This window comes from Cyanobium sp. T1B-Tous, from assembly GCF_024345475.1.
Taxonomy (GTDB): Bacteria; Cyanobacteriota; Cyanobacteriia; order PCC-6307; family Cyanobiaceae; genus Cyanobium_A.
The window spans coordinates 1-20761 of record NZ_JAGQBE010000027.1; the positions used below are offsets into that span (position 1 = coordinate 1).

Genomic DNA, 20761 nt, shown 5'->3' on the forward strand with positions numbered 1-20761 from the left:
GAAGACGGTGGGAATGCAGAGGGTGACCCCGTTGGGGGTCTGCATGAGGTAGGCGGGGCTGGTGATGTCCCAGGCGGTGTAGCCGCGGGCCTCAAAGGTGGAGCGGATGCCGCCGTTGGGGAAGGAGGAGCCGTCGGGCTCGCCCTGCACCAGCAGCTTGCCGGTGAATTCCGAGATGACCGTTCCGTCCCCCTGGGGCGAAATGAAGCCGTCGTGCTTCTCGGCGGTGAGGTTGGTGAGGGGATAGAAGACGTGGGCGTAGTAGAGGGCGCCGCGACTGGTGGCCCAGTCCTTCATCGCCTGGGCCACCACGTTGGCCATCGACATGTCGAGCTTGCCGCCCTCGCGGATGGTGCGCTGGATCGACTTGAACACCTCCTTGGGGAGGGCCGATTTCATCTTGTCCAGGGTGAACACGTCACAGGCCCAGAGCTCCTCCAGCCCGGTGGCGGGTTCGGTGGCGACGGCGGGACGGCTTTGGATCTGCTCGAGGGCCTGGAGACGGGGCTGGGAGGGCATGGGAACGGTGCGGATCAATTCACGTGGCACCACCCAAAGCCTTCAGGCCCCCCTGGCTTTGCTGCGGTTGATACCACTGGACCAATTGGTCTCCGTTCGTGTCCGGACACCGTGACCACGCCCCTGCGGATTCCAGCCGCCAGCTCCAGACTTCACCTTTGCAGGGAGACCAGGGATGGCCTCAGCCCACAGCCAGGCCCTGGTGGAAGCGATGCAGCGGCATCTCTTCTTCAGCCAGGCCAAATCCACCTCCCTGGCCACCCGCCACGACCACTACCGCTGCTTGGCGTTGGCGGTGCGCGACCGCCTGCTCAAGAACTGGGTCGACACCGCCGACACGTACACCCGGGAGCACGTGCGCACCGCCACCTACCTCTCGGCGGAGTACCTCCTCGGCCCCCACCTGGAAAACAACCTGGTGAACCTGGGCCTGGTGGAGGCGGCCCGCGAGGCCTGCACCACCCTTGGCCTCAACTTGGAGGAGTTGATCGCCGAGGAGCCCGAACCCGGCCTGGGCAACGGCGGTCTGGGCCGGCTGGCGGCCTGCTTCCAGGAGTCGATGGCGACGCTGGAGCTGCCGGCGATCGGCTACGGCATTCGCTATGAATTCGGCATCTTCCGCCAGCAGATCACGCCCCAGGGGCAGGTGGAGAGCACCGATCCCTGGCTGGCCCAGGGCAATCCCTGGGAGGTGATCCGGCCGGAGTGGAGCTACCCGGTGCAGATCGGTGAGCACACGGTGATTGGTGTGGCCCATGACACGCCGATCCTGGGCTACGGCGTCAACACCGCCAACACCCTGCGGCTGTGGTCGGCGGTGGCGCCGGAGGCCTTCGATTTCGCCTCCTTCAATGCCGGCGATTACACCCGGGCCGTGCTGCGCAAGATGCAGTCGGAGACCCTCTCCAAGGTGCTCTACCCCAACGACGAGCTGGACCAGGGCAAGCGGCTGCGCCTCTCCCAGCAGATCTTCTTCGTGAGCTGTTCGCTGCAGGACATGTTCCGCATCCTGCGCGGCCAGGGCCTGGAGGTCACCGACTTCCACCGCAAATTTGCGGTGCAGCTCAACGACACCCATCCGGCGATCGCCGTGGCCGAGCTGATGCGGCTGCTGATGGATGTGCATGGTGTCGATTGGGATACCGCCTGGTCGATCACCACGGCCAGCATCAGCTACACCAACCACACCCTGCTGCCTGAAGCCCTCGAAACCTGGGGCGTGGAGCTGTTTGAGCAGCTGCTGCCCCGCCAGCTGGAGATCATCTACGAGATCAACACGCGCTTCCTGCGCATGGCCCGGATTCGCTACCCCGGGGATCCCCAGATCCTGCAGCGCATCTCCCTGATCGAGGAGGGCTCCCAGCGGCGCGTGCGCATGGCCCACCTGGCCGTGGTGGGTAGCCATCACGTCAATGGGGTGGCCGAGCTGCACAGCACCCTGCTGAAGCAGCACCTGTTTGCTGATCTGGCCCGCATCTGGCCGGAGCGCTTCATCAACGTCACCAATGGCGTCACCCCGCGCCGCTGGCTGGCCGTGGCCAATCCGCCCCTGGCGGCCCTGCTCGATGAGGTGATTGGCGACCGCTGGCGCTCCGACCTCGAGGAGCTGAAGGGCCTGGCTGCCCACGCTGACGATCCCGCGTTCCTCGAGCGCTGGCAGACCGTGCGCGACCTGGGCAAGCAGCGTCTGGCCCAGCACATGCGGCGCGAGCTAGGGGTGCTGGTGGATCACACCTCCCTGTTCGACGTGCAGGTGAAGCGGATCCATGAATACAAGCGCCAGCACATGGCGGCCCTGCAGATCGTGGAGCGCTACCTGCGCATCCGCGCCGGTGAGAACCTGCCGCCCCGCACGTTCGTGTTCGGAGGCAAGGCCGCTCCGGGCTACGCCCTGGCCAAGCTGATCATCCGGCTGCTGGTGGGCATCGCCGATGTGGTGAACATGGATCCGGCCATGGATGGCCGACTCAAGGTGGTGTTCCTGCCGAATTTCAGCGTCAGCCTGGGCCAGCTGGTGTATCCGGCGGTGGATCTCTCCGAGCAGATCTCCACCGCCGGCAAGGAGGCCTCCGGCACCGGCAACATGAAGATGGCCCTCAACGGGGCGGTCACGATCGGCACCCTCGATGGCGCCAACATCGAGATCCGCGATTGCGTCGGAGCCGAGAACTTCTTCCTGTTCGGCCACACCGCCGAGCAGATCGAGCAGCTCCACCACAGCGGCTACCACCCCATGCCCTGGATCGAACAGGATCCCCTGGTGCGCGAGGCCTTGGAGCTGATCGGCTCCGGCTACTTCAGCGAGGGGGATGGGGAGCTCTTCCATCCGCTGCTGGCCAGCCTCACCAGCCACGACCCCTTCCGGGTGATGGCGGATGTGGCCGACTACCGCCGGGCCCAGAATGCGGTGGATGAGGCCTGGGTCGACCGGGGCCGTTGGGCCCGCATGTCGCTGCACAACACCATGCGCTGCGGTTTCTTCAGCAGCGACCGCTCGATCCGCGAGTACGCCGAGCGCATCTGGAAGGTGGAGCCGGTGCGGGTGCAGGCCAGCGCTGAGGCCCCAGCGCCCTAGGGCGCTGGCTTGTCGCTGTCCTTGAGCGAGGGGAAGGTGGCGCGGATGTGCGCGGCCACCTCCTGGCCCACCTGGGTGCGGAAGGCCGCGGCCGCCTCGGCAGGAAGCACCGGGTAGGACCGGGCACCTTCGCCGCGCAGGGGCTTCCAGCTGGTGGCTTCCTGCTGCTTGAGGGCCTCCAGCGGCGCGTCGAAGTCGAAGCTCAGCCCGCGGCCCTGCGGGGCCACCGCCTCGATCCAGGCCTCCCGGGCCGGCAGCAGCTCCTTGGCCTTGAGGGTGTCGGGCAGGCCCAGCACCGGCTTGTAGTGGTCGAGGGCCCGCAGCTCCTCCTCCAGCAGGATCACCCAGGCGGCTTCCTCACCGGGCTGCAGTCCCAGGCTCTCGGCGCTGGAGAGCATGGCGTCGCGATAAAAGCTCAGCCAGCGGTAGTGCGACTTCTGCTGCAGGGTCTTCTTCAGCGAACCCTTGCCATGGGCCACCCGCTTGGGCAGGGCTGCCTCGGCCCGGCGCAGAAACACCCGGTCTTCCGGCTCGAGGTTGATCGCCCCCCAGCGCTGGCGGTACTCCCAGAGCTCCTCGTACTGGCGCACCTCTTCGGGCGTCCAGCCCAGGGCCCGCAGTTCCTCGCCCCTGCTCGTTTCGTCCTTCACCACCGGCTCGCCTGTTGCGCTTGACCGCAGCGTAGTGGCCAGCCCTCAGCGCACCACCAGCACCGGACAGGGGCTGTGGGTGAGCACCCGGTGGGTTTCGCTGCCCAGCAGCACCCCTTCCAGCCCGCGCCGTCCGTGGGAGGCCATCACGATCAGGTCGGCGCCATGGCGCCCGGCGGCCTCCACGATCGCGGCGTAGGGGAGGGAATGCACAACGGTGTCGCGGTCACAGGGCACACCGGCGGCCTCGGCAACGGCGGCGGCCTCCGCCAGGATCCGTTCGGCGCCGTTCCGGGCCGCCGTCACCAGGGCCTCCACCGTGTGGGGATCCACCAGCTCGCCCACCCCCACCAGGGAGATGGGGAAGTTGGTCTGCACGTGAAACACGGTCAGCCTGGCCCCCAGGCTGCGGGCCAGGTCGACGGCCTGCTGCACCGCCTTGGTGGAGAGTTCGGAGCCATCGGTGGGCACCAGCAGGTGGCGGTAGGACATGGGTTGGGGAGGGGTCAGGGGGTGCCTTTCCAGCCGGCCAGATGGGAGGCGGCTGCGGAGCGGGCCAGGGCCCGGGCCCGGGGCAGGGCGGGATCGAGCTGGTCGGAGCTGAAGGGCGGCAGGGGACGGCTGCGCAGCCAGGCCCCCCAGCGAAATTCGTGGAACGGGATCAGGGGGGCGGGGGCCAGCACCCCCTCCTTCTTCAGCTTCCACACCAGGCTGCGGTAGGGATCGTCCTGGAGCCCGGTGAGCTGGTCGGGCAGGGCGGAGGGGGAGAGGGGGCCCAGCCCACGTCCGTCATACAGATAGAGCCAGCCGCGCTGGTGCAGGGCGTCGAGCACCTGCTGGTGGTCGTCGGTGTCGAGCTCCAACACCACATAGCCAAAGGCCGTGGCTCCGGGGTCCATTTCGATCAGGGCCCTCAGGCGGTGGTGGCGATCCACCATCCACACGTCACCGGAGCGGTTCCGCACCAGGGGCACCGGCTTGGTGCCCAGATAGGACCGCCGTTCCCGCGCATCCTCAGTGCTGAAATCCCGCAGCCGACTGCGCACCTCGGCCAGCCCGATGCAGAGCTGGGTAGGCCGCAGCTGGCCGATGGGCACCTCCAGCAGCTCCCCTCCCTCGCTGGGGGCGGGCAAGGGCTGATAGGGGGGGAGGCGCAAGGCCATGGCGGCGTGGCCAGCCTGAAAGCCTTTCCATTCTCCCCCCTGAATGCAGCCCTTGCCCCGCTTCTCCCGGCCTGGCCCGCGGGAATAGGGTCGCTTTCAGGTGCAACCGGCCATGGCTTCCCTTCCCCCTCCAGACCTCAGCGCCGGCCCCCACGGGCCGATCGGGGTGTTGGTCTGCGGCCATGGCAGTCGGAACCGGCTGGCGGTGGCCGAATTTGCCGCCTTGGCCCGGGGCCTGCAGGAGCAGTTGCCCGCGGTGCCCGTGGAGTACGGCTATCTGGAGTTCGCCAGGCCGATCCTGCGGGATGGTCTTGATGCCCTGAGGGCCCGGGGTGTCACCCATGTGCTGGCGGTGCCGGCCATGTTGTTTGCGGCGGGCCATGCCAAGAACGACATCCCCTCGGTGTTGAACACCTACGCGGCCGAGACGGGCCTGCGCATCGACTACGGCCGGGAGCTGGGCGTCGATTTGAAGATGATCCAGGCCGCTGGAGCGCGGATCCGTGAGGCCCTCGACCAGGCCGGTGGTGAGGTGCCGCTGCATGACACCCTGCTGGTGGTGGTGGGTCGCGGTTCCTCCGATCCCGATGCCAACTCCAACGTCGCCAAGGTGACGCGGATGCTGGTGGAGGGCTTCGGCTTCGGCTGGGGTGAAACCGTCTATTCCGGCGTCACCTTCCCCCTGGTGGAGCCGGGCCTGCGCCATCTGGTGCGGCTTGGCTACCGGCGGATCGTCGTCTTTCCCTACTTCCTGTTTTCAGGCGTGTTGGTGAGCCGCATCCAGCAGCACACCGACCGTGTTGCCGCCGACCATCCGGAGGTGGAGTTCGTGAAGGCCTCCTATCTCGCGGATCATCCCCTCGTGCTCGACACCTTCGTGGAGCGGGTGGCGGAGGTGGTGCGCGGCGACACCAACATGAACTGCTCCCTCTGCAAATACCGGGCCCAGGTTCTGGGCTTCGAGACCGAAGTGGGGGCCCCCCAGCACAGCCATCACCACCACGTGGAGGGCCTCACCGACGGGTGCGACCTCTGCGAGCGGGAGTGCACCGGGGCTTGCCAGCCCGATGGCGTGCCGATTCCGGTGGGCAGCCACGCCCATGACCATCACCATGACCACGAGCACGGTCATGACCACAGCCATGAGCAGGCTCACCACCATCCGCCCTACCCCCACGCCGACCACCCCCTGGGTCCGCGAACCCTGCGCCCCGGGTGAGGACATCGCGATCTCCTTCATCACATTCGGAAGACAACCGGATGGTTTGAAGTGGCTCAGGCGTCTCGTCTTTTAAAGGGTCTCTCGAGACTCGCTTGCATCAGCTCTGCTGATTAGTGAGGGCTTTCCCCATTCGCCTCGGTTTTTCCCCAGATTCAAGGGGGTTTTCCCCAGAATGGGGGTCAGGAAGGCCGATTCGGACGAGGGTCTGGGGAATGTTCGGTTTTGTTCAAGTCGCCCTTGACAGCGGCTGGCCCCGATCTTCAGCGGTGCGGTGCAACCGTCGCTGCACCGGCCGAGTGTCCGCCAGCACAGGCGATCTCAGCCTGAATCGGCATGGGTTCGACCAAGGCCTCGGCCTTTGACGCCGCTGCCTCTGGTGTGGCGTACTGGGCACCTCCCGCCCCCACGTCTCCGCAATGGCCTTCGAGCACAGTCACCTTCAACGCTGCATGGAGAAGGACTGTGCCCATCCCTCCGCTGCCCATCCCCCCGCGGCCGAGCCCCTGCCGCTCGGCGCGGATGACGGGGTTCCGGTGGCGGCGCCGGTGAGCATCAGCCTGGAGGCCGAAGTGCCCGAGGTGCTGTTCGATGGCATGCGTCAGTTCCTGGAGCACCATCCCCAGTGGGACCAGTACCGGCTGATCTCCTCAGCGTTGGCGGGTTTTCTGTTCCAGAACGGCTGCGGCGATCAGGGGGTGACCCAGCACTACCTCAACGGCCTGTTCCTGCGCCCCTGAGCCGGCCCTGGGCCTGGGTGGCGCAGACGAAAAAAAAGGCGGAGGGGCCAACCTCCGCCTGAGTCTCCCTTGCCCGACCCTGTGAGAGGTCGCTCCGTCATTGTGCGGGCCGGCAACCGTGCCGATTGTGGCGATCGACACGGGTTGGCCCACGGGTGCGGGGATCCTGTCAATCGCCCCGGCGCAGCCGGCTGGCAGCGGCCTCACAGGCGCGCCAGGTGATCGCCATCTCCGTGAGGGTGGGGCTTTGCCAGCCCGCCCGGGGCCAGCAGGCCCCATCCACCACCAGCACGTTGGGTGCCCCCCAGCACTGGTTGAGGGGGTTCACCACCCCTTGCTCCGGCGTCGCCGCCATCCGGGCCCCACCGAGTTCATGGATGTAATAGCCGGGGGGTGGGGCGTCGGCGCTCACCGCCAGGCTGCTGCGGATCCAGGGCTCCAGCAGGGGCAGCACGAAGAGATCTTCGATCGCACGGATCTGCCCGCCAGCGGCGGCCACCACGGCCTCCATCCGCCGGTGCATGTGGGCCACCAGGCGCTGCTCGTTCTCCCCCCAGCGGCAGGTGATGTGGGCGGTGGGCAACCCCCAGGCATCGAGACATTCCGTGTTCAACGTCACCCGGTTGTCGGCCTTGGGTTGCACGTCGCCATGGCCGATCAGGAAACCCACCGCCTCGCCGCGGCGGCGCTGCAGCAGGGCCGGGGGATCGAAGCGCTGCAGGGCCGTCCAGAGGCCATAGCCGCCCTGGAAATCGGTGGCGCTGGCCGGCCCCAGGTTCACGGTGTTGGGGATGAAGCAACTGCCGGCGCCGGAGAGTTCCACGGGCTCGCGAGGGGCTTCCACCCCGGGGATCGAAAAAAAGCGGCTGCTGGAGATGTGGTCCATCAGGTAGCGCCCCAGGCTGCCGGAGGGGTCGGCCAGGCCGCCGGCCTGGTGCGCGGCGCTCGAGTGCAACAGGATCCGCAGGGTTTCGATCGTGGAGGCGCAGAGCACTACCAGGGGCGCCGTGATCTGCTCGCGGGCGCCGGTGGAGCCATCCACCACCACCACGCCGCGGGCCCTCTCGCCGTCGAGCACCAGATGGCTCACCACGGCATGGCTGCGCACCTGGGTGCGGCCGGTGGCCCGGGCCCGGGCCAGGGTGGATCCCTGGCTCGCTGATCGAGGCCAGCCGGGCCCCCGGTGCAGGTTGAAGCCGCGGGAATGGATCAGGGGCAGGTCCAGCTCGCGCCCGATGCGGCTCTGGAGGTGCGCTTCCCCCGGGGTGAAGGGCAGCGGCGGCAGCATGTGTCCGTCGGGCAGCTGGGGCAACCCATCGCGGCCCCCGTGCACCCCCAGCAGCTGCTCCAGCCGCGTGTAGTAGGGATCCAGGTCGGCGTGGCTGATCGGCCAGCCCGGCCCCTGCCCCGGCTTGAATTCGTGGTCGGAGAGGCGCAGGGTGATGCCTCCCCAGGTGAGGCTCTTGCCCCCCACCTGGCGCCCCCGGCTCCACAGAAAGGGGGCATCGTCGGGGGTGGAGTAGGGGTTGCGTCGCTCATCGACGAACAGGTTGGGGTTGTGCTTCCAGAACCCCGGGTGATGGCGCTGCAGCCGCTGTTTGCCGCTGGACATGTTGGCCAGACGGCGGGCCGTGTTCAGCGGTTCGCTGCCGAAGGCCTCGCGGGCCGAGAGGTCGGGGCCCGCCTCCAGCACCAGCACCCGCAGGCCCGCCTCAGCCAGCACCATGGCCGCCACGCCGCCGGTGGCTCCGGATCCCACCACGATGGCGTCGGGCTGGAACGCGGTGGGGGAAGGGGCCATCGCCTGGGCTGGCATCGCCGGGAAGCGCAAGGGACGGATGAGGCCTGGGAGCGTGCAGGGGCCGAGACCGTGCTGAGGGCCCAGAACAACGAAACCCCGACAGGGGGCTGCCGGGGTTTCGGGATGTGGTGGCGGGGGCGAGATTTGAACTCGCGACCTTCGGGTTATGAGCCCGACGAGCTACCAGACTGCTCTACCCCGCGTCGACTTCCCAACCATACCAGTCGGAGTGCCCACCCCAAGGGATCAGGCGAAGGGATCAGTCGAAGCGCAACTCGCCGATCACCTCGAGCTGCAGATGGGGGGCCGGGTGCAGGAAGCTGCCGCGCAGCTCTTCCAGGGTCATCGGTGTCAGCCAGTCGAGCTGCTCGAGCAGATGCAGGGCGACGGCCTGCTTGGCCCGGGCGGAGCCGTCCTCCACCTTGATCGCCACCCCCAGCCCTTCCCCCACGCGACTGAGGCACTGGATGCCCTCGGCACCCCCCTTGCTGAGCACCTGGCCATGGCCGCGGCGCATCAGTTCGGTGTCGAAGCGGCCCTCGCCGGCCACCAGCTCGGGATGGGCCAGCATCGCCCGGCTCAGCCGCTCCAGATCGGCCTGGCTGCCGGCCCCCAGGTGGGCATAGAGCAGGGCCATCTGGGCCAGTTGCAGCTGGAGGGTGGGGGCGCCGCAGTCGTCGCGGGCGGTGAGCAGCTCGGCGGGGGGCAGGGCCAGCAGATCGCCCACCCGTTTCAGCACTTCCTGCTGCAGGGGGTGCTCCTTCTGCAGGTAGCTCTCCCGACTCCAGCCCAGCTGGCGGCAGGTGGCGAGGAAGGCGGCGTGCTTGCCGGAGCAGTTGTGCTCCAGGGGGCTGCTGCCGCACTCGGGCACGGGGCACTGCAGCTGTTCGGCCTCGATCTCGGCGCCCCAGAGCAGCTTGAAGGCCTCGCGGGCATGCATGGCGGTGCCGGCATGGCTGGCGCAGGCGATCGCCAGTCCCCGCTCGCCGCAATTGCAGTGGTCGGCCGCGCCGCTGCCCACGAACACGGTGGCCTGGAAGGGTTTGAGGGCCGAGCGCACGAAGCTCAGCTGCTGGGGATCCCCCGCCCGCATCAACACCCGCCCCCGGCCGTCGCACACCACGGCATGCACCCGGTGGCGGGATTCCACGATGCCGTTGCGCAGCAGACGCACCTCCAGGGGAGGGACGCCCCCACGGGCGGTGCCACCAAAACTGGAGGACAGGGTCACAGGAGCCCGGGAACCGATCTCACAGAGCCTGACAGAGGCTCGCCCCCAGCAGGGCCAGGATCACGGCCAGTGCCGCCCCCTGCTGCAGCCGCCGCAGCACGGGCTGCACCTGGTGCTGGGCCACGAGCAGGTCCTGTTGGCGCCAGGGCAGGGGCTTTTCCCACACCTGGCCGTCGTACCAGCCCGATTCCTCGTATTCCACCCGCTCGGAGATCAGGCGCCGGTGCACGTAATTCCAGCCCAGCCACTGGCGCACCAGCAGCAGGATCGGCAGGGCCACGGCGGCCACCATGCCGGCGAGCACCAGCTGCAGCGGATGATGGCGCATCACCCAGCTGCCACTGGCCACCAACACGGTGAGGGGCAGCAGCAGCAGCCAGCTGGTGGCCAGGGGACGCAGGAGGCCGCCCAGGGTGTGGGCCGGCCAGACAAAAAACCACGACTCGAGCAGCTGCTCGTATTCCCGCAGGGGCCGTTGCTCGGGCGGCACCGGGCACGGCATGGATCTCAGGGGGTGACGGCTGGAGTTGAGCTTACGAAGCGCACCTGTTCGCCGTGGCCCCAGAAGGATTCGAGGTCGTAATAGGTGCGCTCGCTGGGGGTGAGCACGTGCACGATCACCTCGCCGTAGTCGAGCAGCATCCAGCGGCCCTCCTTCTGGCCCTCCCGGCGCAGGGGCAGCCGGCCGGTGGTCTCCTCGATCTGATCCTCCACCGAGCGGGCGATGGCGCGCACCTGCACGTCCGAAAGGCCACTGCAGATCACGAACCAGTCGGCCAGGGACGACACCTCATCCACCCGGATCAACCGGATGTCGACGGCCTTGCGATCGTCGCAGGCCTCGGCCGCCAACCGGGCCAGGGCTTCGCTGTCGAGGTCTGGGAGGGAATCAGCCATACACGTTCTCGCTGGTCACGGATTGGCGGGAGCCCTGCTGCTGGGCCATTTCGGCCCGGGCCTTGCCGGCACTTTTGCGCAGCGCCTCCAGTCGGTCTTCGTAGAAGGTGCGTTTCTTCTTCTTGCGGGTCTGCTCCACCAGCTCCTTGAGGGCGCCGCCCAGGCTCTTGTAGGCATTGGGCAGGGTGTAGCCGAAGCGGGTGGCCAGGTCGATGGCCCGCTCATCGGCGGCAATGGCGTCCTGGAGCCGCTTTTCGGAGTTGTTCTTGAGGTAGAGGCGGTAGCCGGCAAACCCGGACAAGCCCAGGGCCATCACCAGCAGCAGACCGTCCTGCACCCACAGCTCGCCGATGGCGCCGCCCAGGCCGATGGCCAGGGCCGCCATTTCCCAGCCGTCCCGGGGCACGGCGTCGTTCTGGATCCGGCCCACCTCATGCCAGAACAGCAGATTGCGGTGGTCGAGCGCCAAGCCGTCCCACTTCTCCAGATCCACCTGGATCTCCACCTCGTCGCGGCCGATCTCCTCAATGGTGACCAGGGGCGGGTCCACCGAAGCGGCCGCTTCCACAAACACCCAGCTCTGCAATTCCGGGGGCAGCAGCCCTTTCAGGCGCTGGAGTTCGCTCATCGGGTGGGAGACCGCGTTGGGATTCACGTTAGCGATTCCACTCTCCCCTGCCGAACGGGGCTCCAGGGGAGAAAGCCGGCCTGGGGCGCGTGAGAGGCTAGGCAGGTTTGGCTAGCTCACCCCCATGCCCCGCCGCACGGACCTCAGGCGCATCCTGCTGCTGGGCTCGGGTCCGATCGTGATCGGCCAGGCCTGTGAATTTGACTATTCCGGCACCCAGGCCTGCAAGGCCCTGCGGGCCGAGGGCTTTGAGGTGGTGTTGGTGAATTCCAACCCGGCCTCGATCATGACCGATCCGGACATGGCGGATCGCACCTACATCGAGCCGCTCACCCCCGAGGTGGTGGCCCGGGTGATCGAGATTGAGAAGCCCGACGCCCTGCTGCCCACCATGGGCGGCCAGACCGCCCTCAACCTGGCGGTCACCCTGGCCGAGAACGGCACCCTGGCCAAGCACGGGGTGGAGTTGATCGGGGCGAACCTCGAGGCCATCCAGAAGGCGGAAGACCGGCTCCTGTTCAAGGAGGCGATGGAGCGGATCGGGGTGGCGGTGTGTCCCTCCGGCATCGCCAACACCCCGGAGGAGGCCGAACGGGTGGGCGACGCCATCGGCAGCTATCCCCGCATCATTCGCCCGGCCTTCACCCTGGGCGGCAGCGGCGGCGGCATCGCCTACAACCCCGAGGAGTTCCGCGCCTTCTGCAAGAGCGGCCTGGAGGCCAGCCCCGTCTCCCAGATCCTGATCGAGCAGTCGCTGCTGGGCTGGAAGGAATTCGAGCTCGAGGTGATGCGCGACACCGCCGACAACGTGGTGATCGTGTGCAGCATCGAAAACCTCGATCCGATGGGGGTGCACACCGGGGATTCGATCACCGTGGCCCCGGCCCAGACCCTCACGGACCGGGAGTATCAGCGCCTGCGCGACCAGTCGATCGCGATCATCCGCGAGATCGGTGTCGACACCGGCGGCAGCAACATCCAGTTCGCCATCAACCCCGTCAACGGTGACGTGGTGGTGATCGAGATGAATCCGCGGGTGTCCCGCAGCTCGGCCCTGGCCAGCAAGGCCACCGGCTTCCCGATCGCCAAGATCGCCGCCCGGCTGGCGGTGGGCTACACCCTCGACGAAATCGTCAACGACATCACCGGCGCCACGCCGGCCTGCTTCGAGCCCACGATTGATTACGTGGTCACGAAGATTCCCCGCTTCGCCTTTGAGAAATTCCGCGGCAGCCCGGCGGTGCTCACCACCTCGATGAAGTCGGTGGGGGAGGCGATGGCGATCGGCCGCTGCTTTGAGGAGTCGTTCCAGAAGGCGCTGCGCTCCCTGGAAACGGGCCATGCCGGTTGGGGTTGCGACCGGCCCGATGCCCACTGGGAGCCCACCGAGCTGGAGCGCGCCCTGCGCACCGCCACCCCGGAGCGGATCTTCGCCGTGCGCGCGGCGATGCTCGCCGGCCGCAGCGACGACGAGATCCACCAGCTCAGCGCCATCGATCCCTGGTTCCTGGCCAAGCTGCGCCGCATCCTCGAGGCCGAGCGGGGCCTGCTGCTGGGCCGCCAGCTGGCGGAGCTCGAGGCCCCGGCCCTGCTGGAGCTCAAGCAGCTGGGCTTTTCGGATCGTCAGCTCGCCTGGGCCACCGGCAGCCAGGAGCTGGAGGTGCGTCGCCACCGCCAGGCCCTCGGCGTCAACGCCGTGTTCAAGACCGTGGACACCTGCGCGGCGGAATTCGCCTCCAGCACCCCGTACCACTACTCCACCTACGAGCGGCCGCTTGAGCGGCTCAACGCCGCCGGTGCGCTCGAGATCGTGCCGCCGGAAAACGAGGTGCAGCCCGAAAGCCGCCGCAAGGTGATGATCCTGGGCGGTGGCCCCAACCGCATCGGCCAGGGCATCGAATTCGACTACTGCTGCGTGCACGCCTCCTTCGCCCTGCAGGCCGAAGGCTTTGCCACCGTGATGGTGAACAGCAACCCGGAAACGGTGTCGACCGACTACGACACCAGCGACCGGCTCTACTTCGAGCCCCTCACCCTCGAGGACGTGCTCAACGTGATCGAGGTGGAGCGCCCCGAGGGGGTGATCGTGCAGTTCGGCGGCCAAACGCCGCTCAAGCTGGCGATGCCGCTGCTGCGCTGGCTGGCCTCCCCCGAGGGGCTGGCCACCGGCACCCGCATCTGGGGCACCTCACCGGAATCCATCGATTCGGCTGAAGACCGGGAGCAGTTTGAGGCGATCCTGCGCCGGCTGGAGATTCGCCAGCCCCGCAACGGCCTGGCCCGCAGCGAGGCCGAGGCCCGCGCCGTGGCCGAGCGGGTGGGCTATCCCGTGGTGGTGCGTCCCAGCTACGTGCTGGGCGGCCGGGCCATGGAGGTGGTGTACGGCGAAGACGAACTCAACCGCTACATGGTGGAAGCGGTGCAGGTGGAGCCCGACCACCCGGTGCTGATCGACCAGTACCTCAACAACGCCATCGAGGTGGACGTGGATGCCCTCTGTGACCGCGACGGGCAGGTGGTGATCGGTGGGGTGATGGAGCACATCGAGCCGGCGGGGATCCACTCGGGCGACTCGGCCTGCTGGCTGCCGTCGGTGAGCCTCAGCGAGGCGGCCCTGGCCACGATCCGCGCCTGGAGCCGGGCCCTGGCCCTGGCCCTGGGGGTACGCGGCCTGATCAACTTGCAGTTCGCGGTGCAGGTGGATCCGGAGGAGGGTGAGCGGGTGTTCATCATCGAGGCCAACCCCCGGGCCTCCCGCACGGTGCCGTTCGTGGCCAAGGCCACCGGCGTGGCCCTGGCCAAGGTGGCCAGCCAGCTGATGGCCGGCCGCACCCTGGCGGAGCTGGGCCTCACGGCCGAACCCCGGCCGCCCCTGCAGACCGTGAAGGAGGCGGTGCTGCCGTTCAAGCGCTTCCCCGGCTCCGACACCCTGCTGGGTCCGGAGATGCGCAGCACCGGTGAGGTGATGGGCATCGCCACCACCGCCGGCATGGCCTATGCCAAGGCCGAACTGGCCGCCAACGAGGCCCTGCCCACCACGGGCACGGTGTTCCTCTCCACCCACGACCGCGACAAGGCGGCCCTGGTGCCCGTGGCCCAGCGGCTGGTGGGGCTGGGATTTGCCCTGATCGCCACCAGCGGCACCGCCGAGGTGCTGCGGGCCGCCGGGCTCGCGGTGGAAGCGATCCTCAAGGTGCACGAGGGCCGGCCCAATATCGAGGATGCGATCCGCTCGGCCCGGATCCAGCTGATCATCAACACCCCGATCGGCCGCCAGGCCGCCCACGACGACAAGTACCTGCGCCGGGCCGCCCTCGACTACGCCGTGCCGACGGTCACCACCCTGGCCGGCGCCCGGGCCGCCGTGGAGGCGATCACCGCCCTGCAGCAGCAGACGATCGAGGTGAATGCCCTGCAGGACATCCATCCCGCACTGTCCCGCCCGGCCCCGTCCCGTTAGGCCGGTCCGGTCCGTCAGCCAGGACCGGTCTCGTTAAGGTTGCAGACCTCCCGCCGCCCCTGCCCGTGACCGCCACCCCTGAGGCCCCCACCAGCCCCGTGCTCGCCCCCGGCGGCGACTGCACATCGGCCTTCCGCGCCGCCTACGCCAATCGCTACACCTGGGAGCCCGGCTTCGGGGGTTACCGCGGCCGCTGCATCTGGGAACAGCCCGGGGCGTCTGGTGAAGCGGACAGGCGGGCCGAGGGCACCTTTGTGGTGGGCGCCGATCTCAAGGCCACGGTGGAGGGCATCGCTGATGAGGCGATCCACAAGGCCCTGGCGTCCCAGCTGTGGGAGGTGGCGATCCACCGGGTGCGCCGCAGTTTCGAGCAGACCCACGGCGAGAACACCTTCACCGCCGGCGACACCGATGCGGTGGGCACCGAGGTGATCGTGGGCGGCAAGAACACCGGTGATCGCTACCGGATCCAGAATGACGTGGTGACGATGGTGCACCGCCACATCCACGGCACCGTGGTGACGATCTTCACCGAGAGCACCACCGACACCGGCAGCGGCTACCTGAGCCGCTGCTACACCAGCCAGTACAGCGACCCCGCCACCGGCGAAGCCAAGGGCGGCCTCAGCCGCTTCACCGACACCTTCGTGCCCCTGGCCGGTGTGGGCCCCTGGGTGCTGGGCGAGCGGGTGGTGGAGACCGAAGCCTGGGGCGACACGCCGGCCGGCCGCCAGGTGTTTCGGTTCGAGGATCTCGCCCCCCTGGGCTAGGCCGGGGCGCGGGCGGCCGGCACAATGCGGGCATGCTTTCCCTCTGGCTCGGTGCCGCGGATCAGGGTTTGGCCTACGCCGGCCTCGCCCTGGGCACCTATCTGACGCTGCGCGTCCTCAACTTCCCCGACCTCACCGTTGATGGCTCCTTTGCCCTCGGCGGCGGCACGGCCGCTGTGCTGATCAGCCAGGGCGCACCCATTCCCTTGGCCCTGGGGCTGGCGTTCCTGTTTGGCTGCCTGGCGGGGGTGGTGACCGGCCTGATCCATACCAGGCTGGGGGTCAACGACCTCTTCGCCGGCATCCTCACCACCACCGGCCTCTACTCGATCACCCTGCGGCTGATGGGCCGCTCCAACATTCCCCTGCCGGAAACGCCGGCGGGGATCCTGGCCCTGCCCGATCTGGGCCTGGGTCTCGACGGCCAGTGGCTGGTGGGATTGACCCTGGCCATGGGCGGCTTGATTCTGTTGATCAGCCTGCTGCTGGCCACCGATTTCGGCCTGTCCCTGCGGGCCCTGGGCAACAACCCCACCATGGCCCGGGCCAATGGCATCAACCAACGCCGCGGACTCACGGTGGGCATTGCGGCTGCCAACGGGCTGGTGGCCTTGGCCGGTGGCCTGGTGGCCACCTATCAGGGTTTCGCCGACGTGACCATGGGCATCGGCTCGCTGATCCTCGGCCTCGGCATGGTGATCATCGGCGAGTCGGTGCTGCGGCCCCGCTCGGTGCCCCAGGCGCTGCTGGCGGTGGTGGTGGGGGCGATCCTCTTCCGCACCATGATTGCGATCGCCCTGCAGCTGGGGCTGGAGCCGGTGGATCTCAAGCTGGCCACCGCCCTGCTGCTGCTGATCGCCCTGGCCTTCGGCCGGCTCCGCATCCCGGGCCTTTCGGATCAGGGGAGGCTGCTGGGATGAGCCACGCCACCCCGGCGCCCGTCCAATCCGGGCTCACGGTTTCTGGGCTCAGTTGGGGCCACCCGCTGCCCGGCTCAGGCTGGCGCCAGCTGTTCCGCGACTTTTCACTCACCTGCCCGCCGGGCCAGTTTCTGGTGGTGATCGGCAGCAACGGCTCCGGCAAGAGCACCCTGCTCAACCTGGTGGCCGGCACCCTGCGCCACGACAGCGGCCAGATCCACCTGGGCAACAAGCCCCTGCACAAGCTGCGTGATTACCAGCGGGCCCGCTGGATCGGTCGGGTGATGCAAAACCCTCTCGAGGGCACCTGCCCGGCCCTCACCGTGGCTGAAAACCTGCGTCTGGCCGAGCGCCGCCACCGGCCCGCCCGGCTGATCGGCGGCGCCCTGATCGGCATGCTGGGTGGCATCCACCCGAACGGGGCCGATCGACGCCGCTACCGGGAGCTGCTGGGGGATCTGGGGCTGCCCCTGGCCGATCGGCTCGATGAGCCCGTGGGCCAGCTCTCGGGTGGTCAGCGTCAGACCCTGAGCCTGGTGATGGCCACCCTGGGATCGCCCGACCTGCTGCTGCTCGACGAGCACACCGCGGCCCTCGATCCCCGGGCGGAGGCCACGGTGATGGCCCTCACCGATCGGCTCGTGCGCCAGCTGGGTACCACCGCCTTGATGGTGACCCACAGCCTTGACCAGGCCCTGGGCCACGGCGACCGGCTGGTGATGCTGCACGAGGGCAGCCTGATCGGCGACTGGAGCGCTGCGGAGCGTGAAGACCTGGATCCGCCGGCGTTGCGGGCGATGTACGGCGCGGCCATAGTGGCTCCGCAGTCGTCCAGTGCCCCCGATGGGTCTCCAGCGTCGTGAATTCCTGAGTCTGGTGGGGGCCGGTGCCGTGAGCACAGTTGTGCTGTCGGCCTGCGGAAAATTGGGTGGGGGCGCCAAGGTGAAGGGCCCCACCATCGGCATGTTGCAGATGGTGGATGCGCCGCCGCCGAACAACACCCGCAAGGGCTTTGAAGCAGCCCTGGCGGAAGCGGGCTACATCCCTGGCAAAACGGTGAACTTCATCCAGAAGGATGCGGCCGGTGAACTGCCCAACACCACCCTGGTCACGAAGCAGTTCGTGGGCGACAAGGTGGACATGATCCTGGCGGTGGGAACGCCCCCCCTCCAGGCCGCCATGAAGGTGGCCCCGGCCACCACCCCGGTGATCTTCTGCTACTGCTCCAATCCCTGGGGCGCCGGAGCCGGCACACCCCCGGGTGGCGTGGGTCAGCACAAGCCCAACGTGGTGGGCACCATCGGCACCAACCCGATGGGCAAGGAGCTCGATCTGGCCCGTCAGATCAATCCCGAGCTCAAGACCGTGGGTGTGATCTTCAATCCCGGCGAGCCCAACTCGGAATACGAGGCCAAGGTGCTCAAGGAGGAGGCGGCCAAGCGCAACATCACCGTGGTGGAGCAGTCGGTGGCCAACTCCGGTGAGGTGCTCCAAGCAGCCCAGGTGCTGGCCGAGCAGAAGGTGGAGGCCTTCGTGAAGATCGGCGATTACGCCACCATCCAGGGCTTCGGCTCGATCGCCAAGGTGGGCCTCGAGAAGAAGATCCCCGTGTATTCGGTGGATGCCGACGACATCAAGCTGCCGGGCTGCCTGGCCACGATCGGCTGGGCCTACTTCGACGACGGCTACGCCGCCGGCAAGCTGGCGGTGCGGGTGCTCAAGGGCGAATCGCCGGCCACGATGGCCTTCGAGCCCCTCACCAAAACCGAGCTGCTGGTGAACAAGGCCACCGCTGCGGCGATCGGGGTGACCCTGCCCGAGCAGCTGATCAAGGACGCCAAGGAGGTGGTGGGCTGAGGCCCACCCCGTTCCTCAGGCAGGCCCTCAGGGCAGGGGGGTGATGGTCTTCAGCTTGTCGTTGAGCTGGCTGGCCATCGCCTGCCGGCCCACGGCGAGCACCTTGAGGGTGTCTTCGTGCATGCGCAGCTGGGCATCGGCCACCTGCATGCCCCGCACCAGCTCCTTCATGTCGTCGGGAAGGCTGTTGAGGTCGTAGCGGTTGCCCTCGAAGGTCAGCACGGGGGGCTGGTTGGAGTTGGGCTGGGACGCGTTATCCAAGGAAACCAGGAGTGGGCAGTCCTCAGGATACGGGCGGATCCAGCACCGGTCGCTTGAAGAAAAACATCAGCAGCGGCCCCACCTGGGAGGCTTCCACCATCTCCCAGTTCTCCTTGCCAAGGGCATTGAGAAAGAACTGCAGCTGTTCGGCTGGATGGCGGGGCCGGGTGGCCGCGGCGTCGTACTGCTGGGGAAATTCCTTCTTGAGGAACTCGGGGCTCAGGGCGCCGCCCAGGCGCTCACTGTCCGCCTGCGGGGACGGTGGCCCCGGCGGGTTGCCGCTTTCCACGTTGATGTGGATCACCCGGTACTCCCACGTCATCAGGTCTGCAGGTGAATGAATTGGCGCTCGCAGAGCTCGCGGTAGCGGCCACCTTGGGCCATCAAGGCATTGTGGCTGCCCTGCTCCACGATGCGCCCGCCATCGAGCACCAGGATGCGGTCGGCACCCTGCACCGTGGCCAGGCGGTGGGCAATCACCAGCACGGTGCGTCCGGCCATGGCCTGCTCCAGCCCCCGCTGCACCGCCTCTTCCGCTTCGGCATCGAGGGCACTGGTGGCCTCATCGAGCAGCAGCACCGCCGGGTTGCCCAGCACGGCCCGGGCAATCGCCAGCCGTTGCAGTTGGCCGCCGGAAAAGTTGCTGCCCCGCTCCTCGATCCGGCTGGCATAGCCGTCGGGTAGGGCCTCAATGAAGCCAGCGGCGTTGGCCAGGCTGGCGGCCTGGCGGATGGCGGCGTCGTCGGCGGGCCGGCCAAAGGCGATTGCCTCGGCCACCGTGCCGGAAAACACACTGCTCTGCTGGGGCACCAGGGCCACGGCGCGGCGCAGATCCCGGGCCCGCAGGTCGGCGAGGTCGTGACCGTCGAGCAGCACCCGGCCCTGCTGGGCCGTGTTGAAGCGCAGCAGCAGGGAAAAGAGGGTGCTCTTGCCGGCGCCCGAGGGCCCCACCAGGGCCACCACCTGGCCGGGGGCGACGCTGAGGTTGAGGTCGTGCAGCACCGGTTGGGCGGCGCTGTAGCCGAAGCGCACCTGCTCCAGCACCAGCTCGCCGCGCACCGCACCGAGGGGCTGGGCCGTGGGGCGATCCGGCACCTCCACCGGCTCGGCCTCGATCGCCCGCAGCCGCCGCAGGGAGGCCTGCCCCTGCTGGAATTCGTTGAAGTTGGTGGTGAGGTGGGAGATCGGATCGATCAGCATCAGCAGGGCCGCCACGTAACTGCTGAAGCCCTGGCTGTTGAGCCCGCCGGCCTGAATGCGGGCGGCGCCGATCAGCAGCACGGTGAGGATGCCGGCCGCTTCCAGGAACCCCACCACCGGGTGCTGCAGGGCCAGCAGCTTCAAGGTGCGGTACCGGGCCCGGCGGTGCAGGTCGATTTCGGTGTCGAAGCGCTGCTGCAGCCAGGGTTCGGCGGCGAAGGCCCGCACCAGGGGCAGGCCGCCGATCGCCTCGCCGAGCAGGCCGGCCAGTTCACTCACTTGCTTCTGGCTGCGTTCGGCCGCCGCCATCACCCGGGCGCCGAAGCTGCTCACCAGCAGCACCACCACGGGGGCGAGCAGCAGGGTGGCCAGGGCCAGGGGGCCGTCGAGCCACACCATGTAGCCCAGCACCACCACCAGTTGCAGGGCGCTGGGGGTGGTGTCCTGGATGGTTTTGTAGATCACCTCGCCCACCCGGTCGGCGTCTTCGGTGAGGCGGTAGGTGAGGTCGCCGGCGGAGAGCTTCTCCAGGGCGCCGAAATCGAGCCGCTGCAGGCGGGCGAACAGGCCCCGGCGCAGCTCCTGGCTCACCCGCAGGGCGGGGCCCGCCAGCAGGGTGTCCTGGCCAAACTGGGCGGCCTTCTGCACCAGGAACAGGCCCAGGGCCGCGGCGATCGTGCGCAGCACCAGGGGGAAGTTGCCGGCGCCGATGGCCGGGATCAACTGACCGGCCAACCAGGCCAGCAGGGGCCAGCAGGCCACGTAGAGGAGCATGCAGATCCCCCCGGCGGCGAGACGGCGGCGGTGGGGCTTCAGCAGCGGCCAGAGGTGTCGAAAGCCGGCCGGCGAAGGTGCAAGCATGGGGGCACG

Annotated in this window: 20 protein-coding genes and 1 tRNA gene; 8 read left to right on the forward strand and 13 right to left on the reverse strand. The window is 68.5% G+C overall.

Features of this window, described 5'->3' with window-relative positions; translation table 11 throughout:
* Positions 1–519: glutamine synthetase III (locus KBY71_RS07925; RefSeq protein WP_254928419.1), on the reverse strand; the 519-nt coding region annotated here is incomplete at its 3' end.
* Positions 520–694: 175 nt separating this feature from the next.
* On the opposite strand from KBY71_RS07925, the gene KBY71_RS07930 reads away from it, so the two are divergent.
* Positions 695–3094, forward strand: coding sequence for a glycogen/starch/alpha-glucan phosphorylase (locus KBY71_RS07930; protein ID WP_254928395.1), 2400 nt, complete (start codon positions 695–697; stop codon positions 3092–3094).
* Here KBY71_RS07930 and KBY71_RS07935 read toward each other — a convergent pair.
* The 3 genes from KBY71_RS07935 to KBY71_RS07945 are packed head-to-tail and all read right to left on the reverse strand — an operon-like array spanning position 3091 to position 4907.
* A complete protein-coding gene (locus KBY71_RS07935; RefSeq protein ID WP_254928396.1) occupies positions 3091–3747 on the reverse strand; it encodes a hypothetical protein in 657 nt (218 codons plus the stop codon). The genes KBY71_RS07930 and KBY71_RS07935 overlap by 4 nt on opposite strands.
* A gap of 42 nt (positions 3748–3789) precedes the next feature.
* Positions 3790–4236: a universal stress protein gene (locus KBY71_RS07940; protein ID WP_254928397.1), complete on the reverse strand. Its 447-nt coding sequence runs from the start codon at positions 4234–4236 to the stop codon at positions 3790–3792.
* A 14-nt stretch (positions 4237–4250) separates the two neighbouring features.
* Entirely contained in the window at positions 4251–4907 is a 657-nt protein-coding gene (locus KBY71_RS07945) for a ParB-like protein (protein ID WP_254928398.1), read from the reverse strand.
* A gap of 112 nt (positions 4908–5019) precedes the next feature.
* Between KBY71_RS07945 and KBY71_RS07950 the strand changes: the two genes are divergently transcribed.
* Complete coding sequence (locus tag KBY71_RS07950) at positions 5020–6126, forward strand: sirohydrochlorin chelatase (protein ID WP_254928399.1); 1107 nt, start codon at positions 5020–5022, stop codon at positions 6124–6126.
* 452 nt (positions 6127–6578) lie between these two features.
* Complete coding sequence (locus tag KBY71_RS07955; protein WP_315858545.1) at positions 6579–6866, forward strand: DUF2811 domain-containing protein; 288 nt, start codon at positions 6579–6581, stop codon at positions 6864–6866.
* 169 nt (positions 6867–7035) lie between these two features.
* Here the strand turns inward: KBY71_RS07955 and KBY71_RS07960 are convergent, their stop codons facing one another.
* From KBY71_RS07960 to KBY71_RS07985, 6 genes are all read right to left on the reverse strand, one after another.
* Entirely contained in the window at positions 7036–8667 is a 1632-nt protein-coding gene (locus tag KBY71_RS07960; RefSeq protein WP_254928400.1) for a GMC oxidoreductase, read from the reverse strand.
* Positions 8668–8793: 126 nt separating this feature from the next.
* Positions 8794–8870: transfer RNA gene (locus KBY71_RS07965), tRNA-Met, on the reverse strand.
* Between the two features lie 56 nt (positions 8871–8926).
* On the reverse strand, positions 8927–9898 hold the full coding sequence (locus tag KBY71_RS07970; protein WP_254928401.1) for an asparaginase: 972 nt from the start codon (positions 9896–9898) through the stop codon (positions 8927–8929).
* A 19-nt stretch (positions 9899–9917) separates the two neighbouring features.
* Positions 9918–10400, reverse strand: a complete 483-nt coding sequence (locus tag KBY71_RS07975; RefSeq protein ID WP_254928402.1) for a CGLD27 family protein — start codon at positions 10398–10400, stop codon at positions 9918–9920.
* Between the two features lie 5 nt (positions 10401–10405).
* Entirely contained in the window at positions 10406–10795 is a 390-nt protein-coding gene (gene rsfS, locus KBY71_RS07980) for a ribosome silencing factor (protein ID WP_190390256.1), read from the reverse strand.
* The gene (locus KBY71_RS07985; RefSeq protein ID WP_190390257.1) at positions 10788–11423 is read right to left on the reverse strand and encodes a DUF3318 domain-containing protein; all 636 of its coding nucleotides are present in this window, start codon (positions 11421–11423) and stop codon (positions 10788–10790) included. Before KBY71_RS07985 ends, rsfS begins: the two co-directional genes overlap by 8 nt.
* 124 nt (positions 11424–11547) lie before the next feature.
* Between KBY71_RS07985 and carB the strand changes: the two genes are divergently transcribed.
* The 5 genes from carB to KBY71_RS08010 all read left to right on the forward strand — a co-directional run bounded on the left by carB (position 11548) and on the right by KBY71_RS08010 (position 18430).
* Complete coding sequence (gene carB / locus KBY71_RS07990) at positions 11548–14883, forward strand: carbamoyl-phosphate synthase large subunit (protein WP_254928403.1); 3336 nt, start codon at positions 11548–11550, stop codon at positions 14881–14883.
* A gap of 65 nt (positions 14884–14948) precedes the next feature.
* Positions 14949–15653 (forward strand): DUF3386 domain-containing protein, encoded by a 705-nt coding sequence (locus tag KBY71_RS07995; RefSeq protein WP_254928404.1) that lies wholly within the window; start codon positions 14949–14951, stop codon positions 15651–15653.
* 32 nt (positions 15654–15685) lie between these two features.
* Positions 15686–16573 (forward strand): ABC transporter permease, encoded by an 888-nt coding sequence (locus KBY71_RS08000; protein WP_254928405.1) that lies wholly within the window; start codon positions 15686–15688, stop codon positions 16571–16573.
* Positions 16570–17436 (forward strand): ABC transporter ATP-binding protein, encoded by an 867-nt coding sequence (locus tag KBY71_RS08005; RefSeq protein WP_254928406.1) that lies wholly within the window; start codon positions 16570–16572, stop codon positions 17434–17436. Before KBY71_RS08000 ends, KBY71_RS08005 begins: the two co-directional genes overlap by 4 nt.
* Positions 17417–18430, forward strand: a complete 1014-nt coding sequence (locus KBY71_RS08010) for an ABC transporter substrate-binding protein (protein ID WP_254928407.1) — start codon at positions 17417–17419, stop codon at positions 18428–18430. The genes KBY71_RS08005 and KBY71_RS08010 overlap by 20 nt, the downstream gene beginning before the upstream one ends.
* A 27-nt stretch (positions 18431–18457) precedes the next feature.
* On the opposite strand, the gene KBY71_RS08015 is transcribed toward KBY71_RS08010, so the two are convergent.
* The 3 genes from KBY71_RS08015 to KBY71_RS08025 are packed head-to-tail and all read right to left on the reverse strand — an operon-like array spanning position 18458 to position 20752.
* Positions 18458–18691: a DUF6447 family protein gene (locus KBY71_RS08015; RefSeq protein WP_190390263.1), complete on the reverse strand. Its 234-nt coding sequence runs from the start codon at positions 18689–18691 to the stop codon at positions 18458–18460.
* A 22-nt stretch (positions 18692–18713) separates the two neighbouring features.
* Positions 18714–19013 carry a hypothetical protein gene (locus KBY71_RS08020; protein ID WP_254928408.1) on the reverse strand — a complete coding sequence of 100 codons (300 nt, stop codon included), beginning with the start codon at positions 19011–19013 and terminating at the stop codon, positions 18714–18716.
* Positions 19013–20752, reverse strand: coding sequence for an ABC transporter ATP-binding protein (locus KBY71_RS08025; RefSeq protein WP_254928409.1), 1740 nt, complete (start codon positions 20750–20752; stop codon positions 19013–19015). Before KBY71_RS08025 ends, KBY71_RS08020 begins: the two co-directional genes overlap by 1 nt.
* Between the last annotated feature and the right edge of the window lie 9 nt (positions 20753–20761).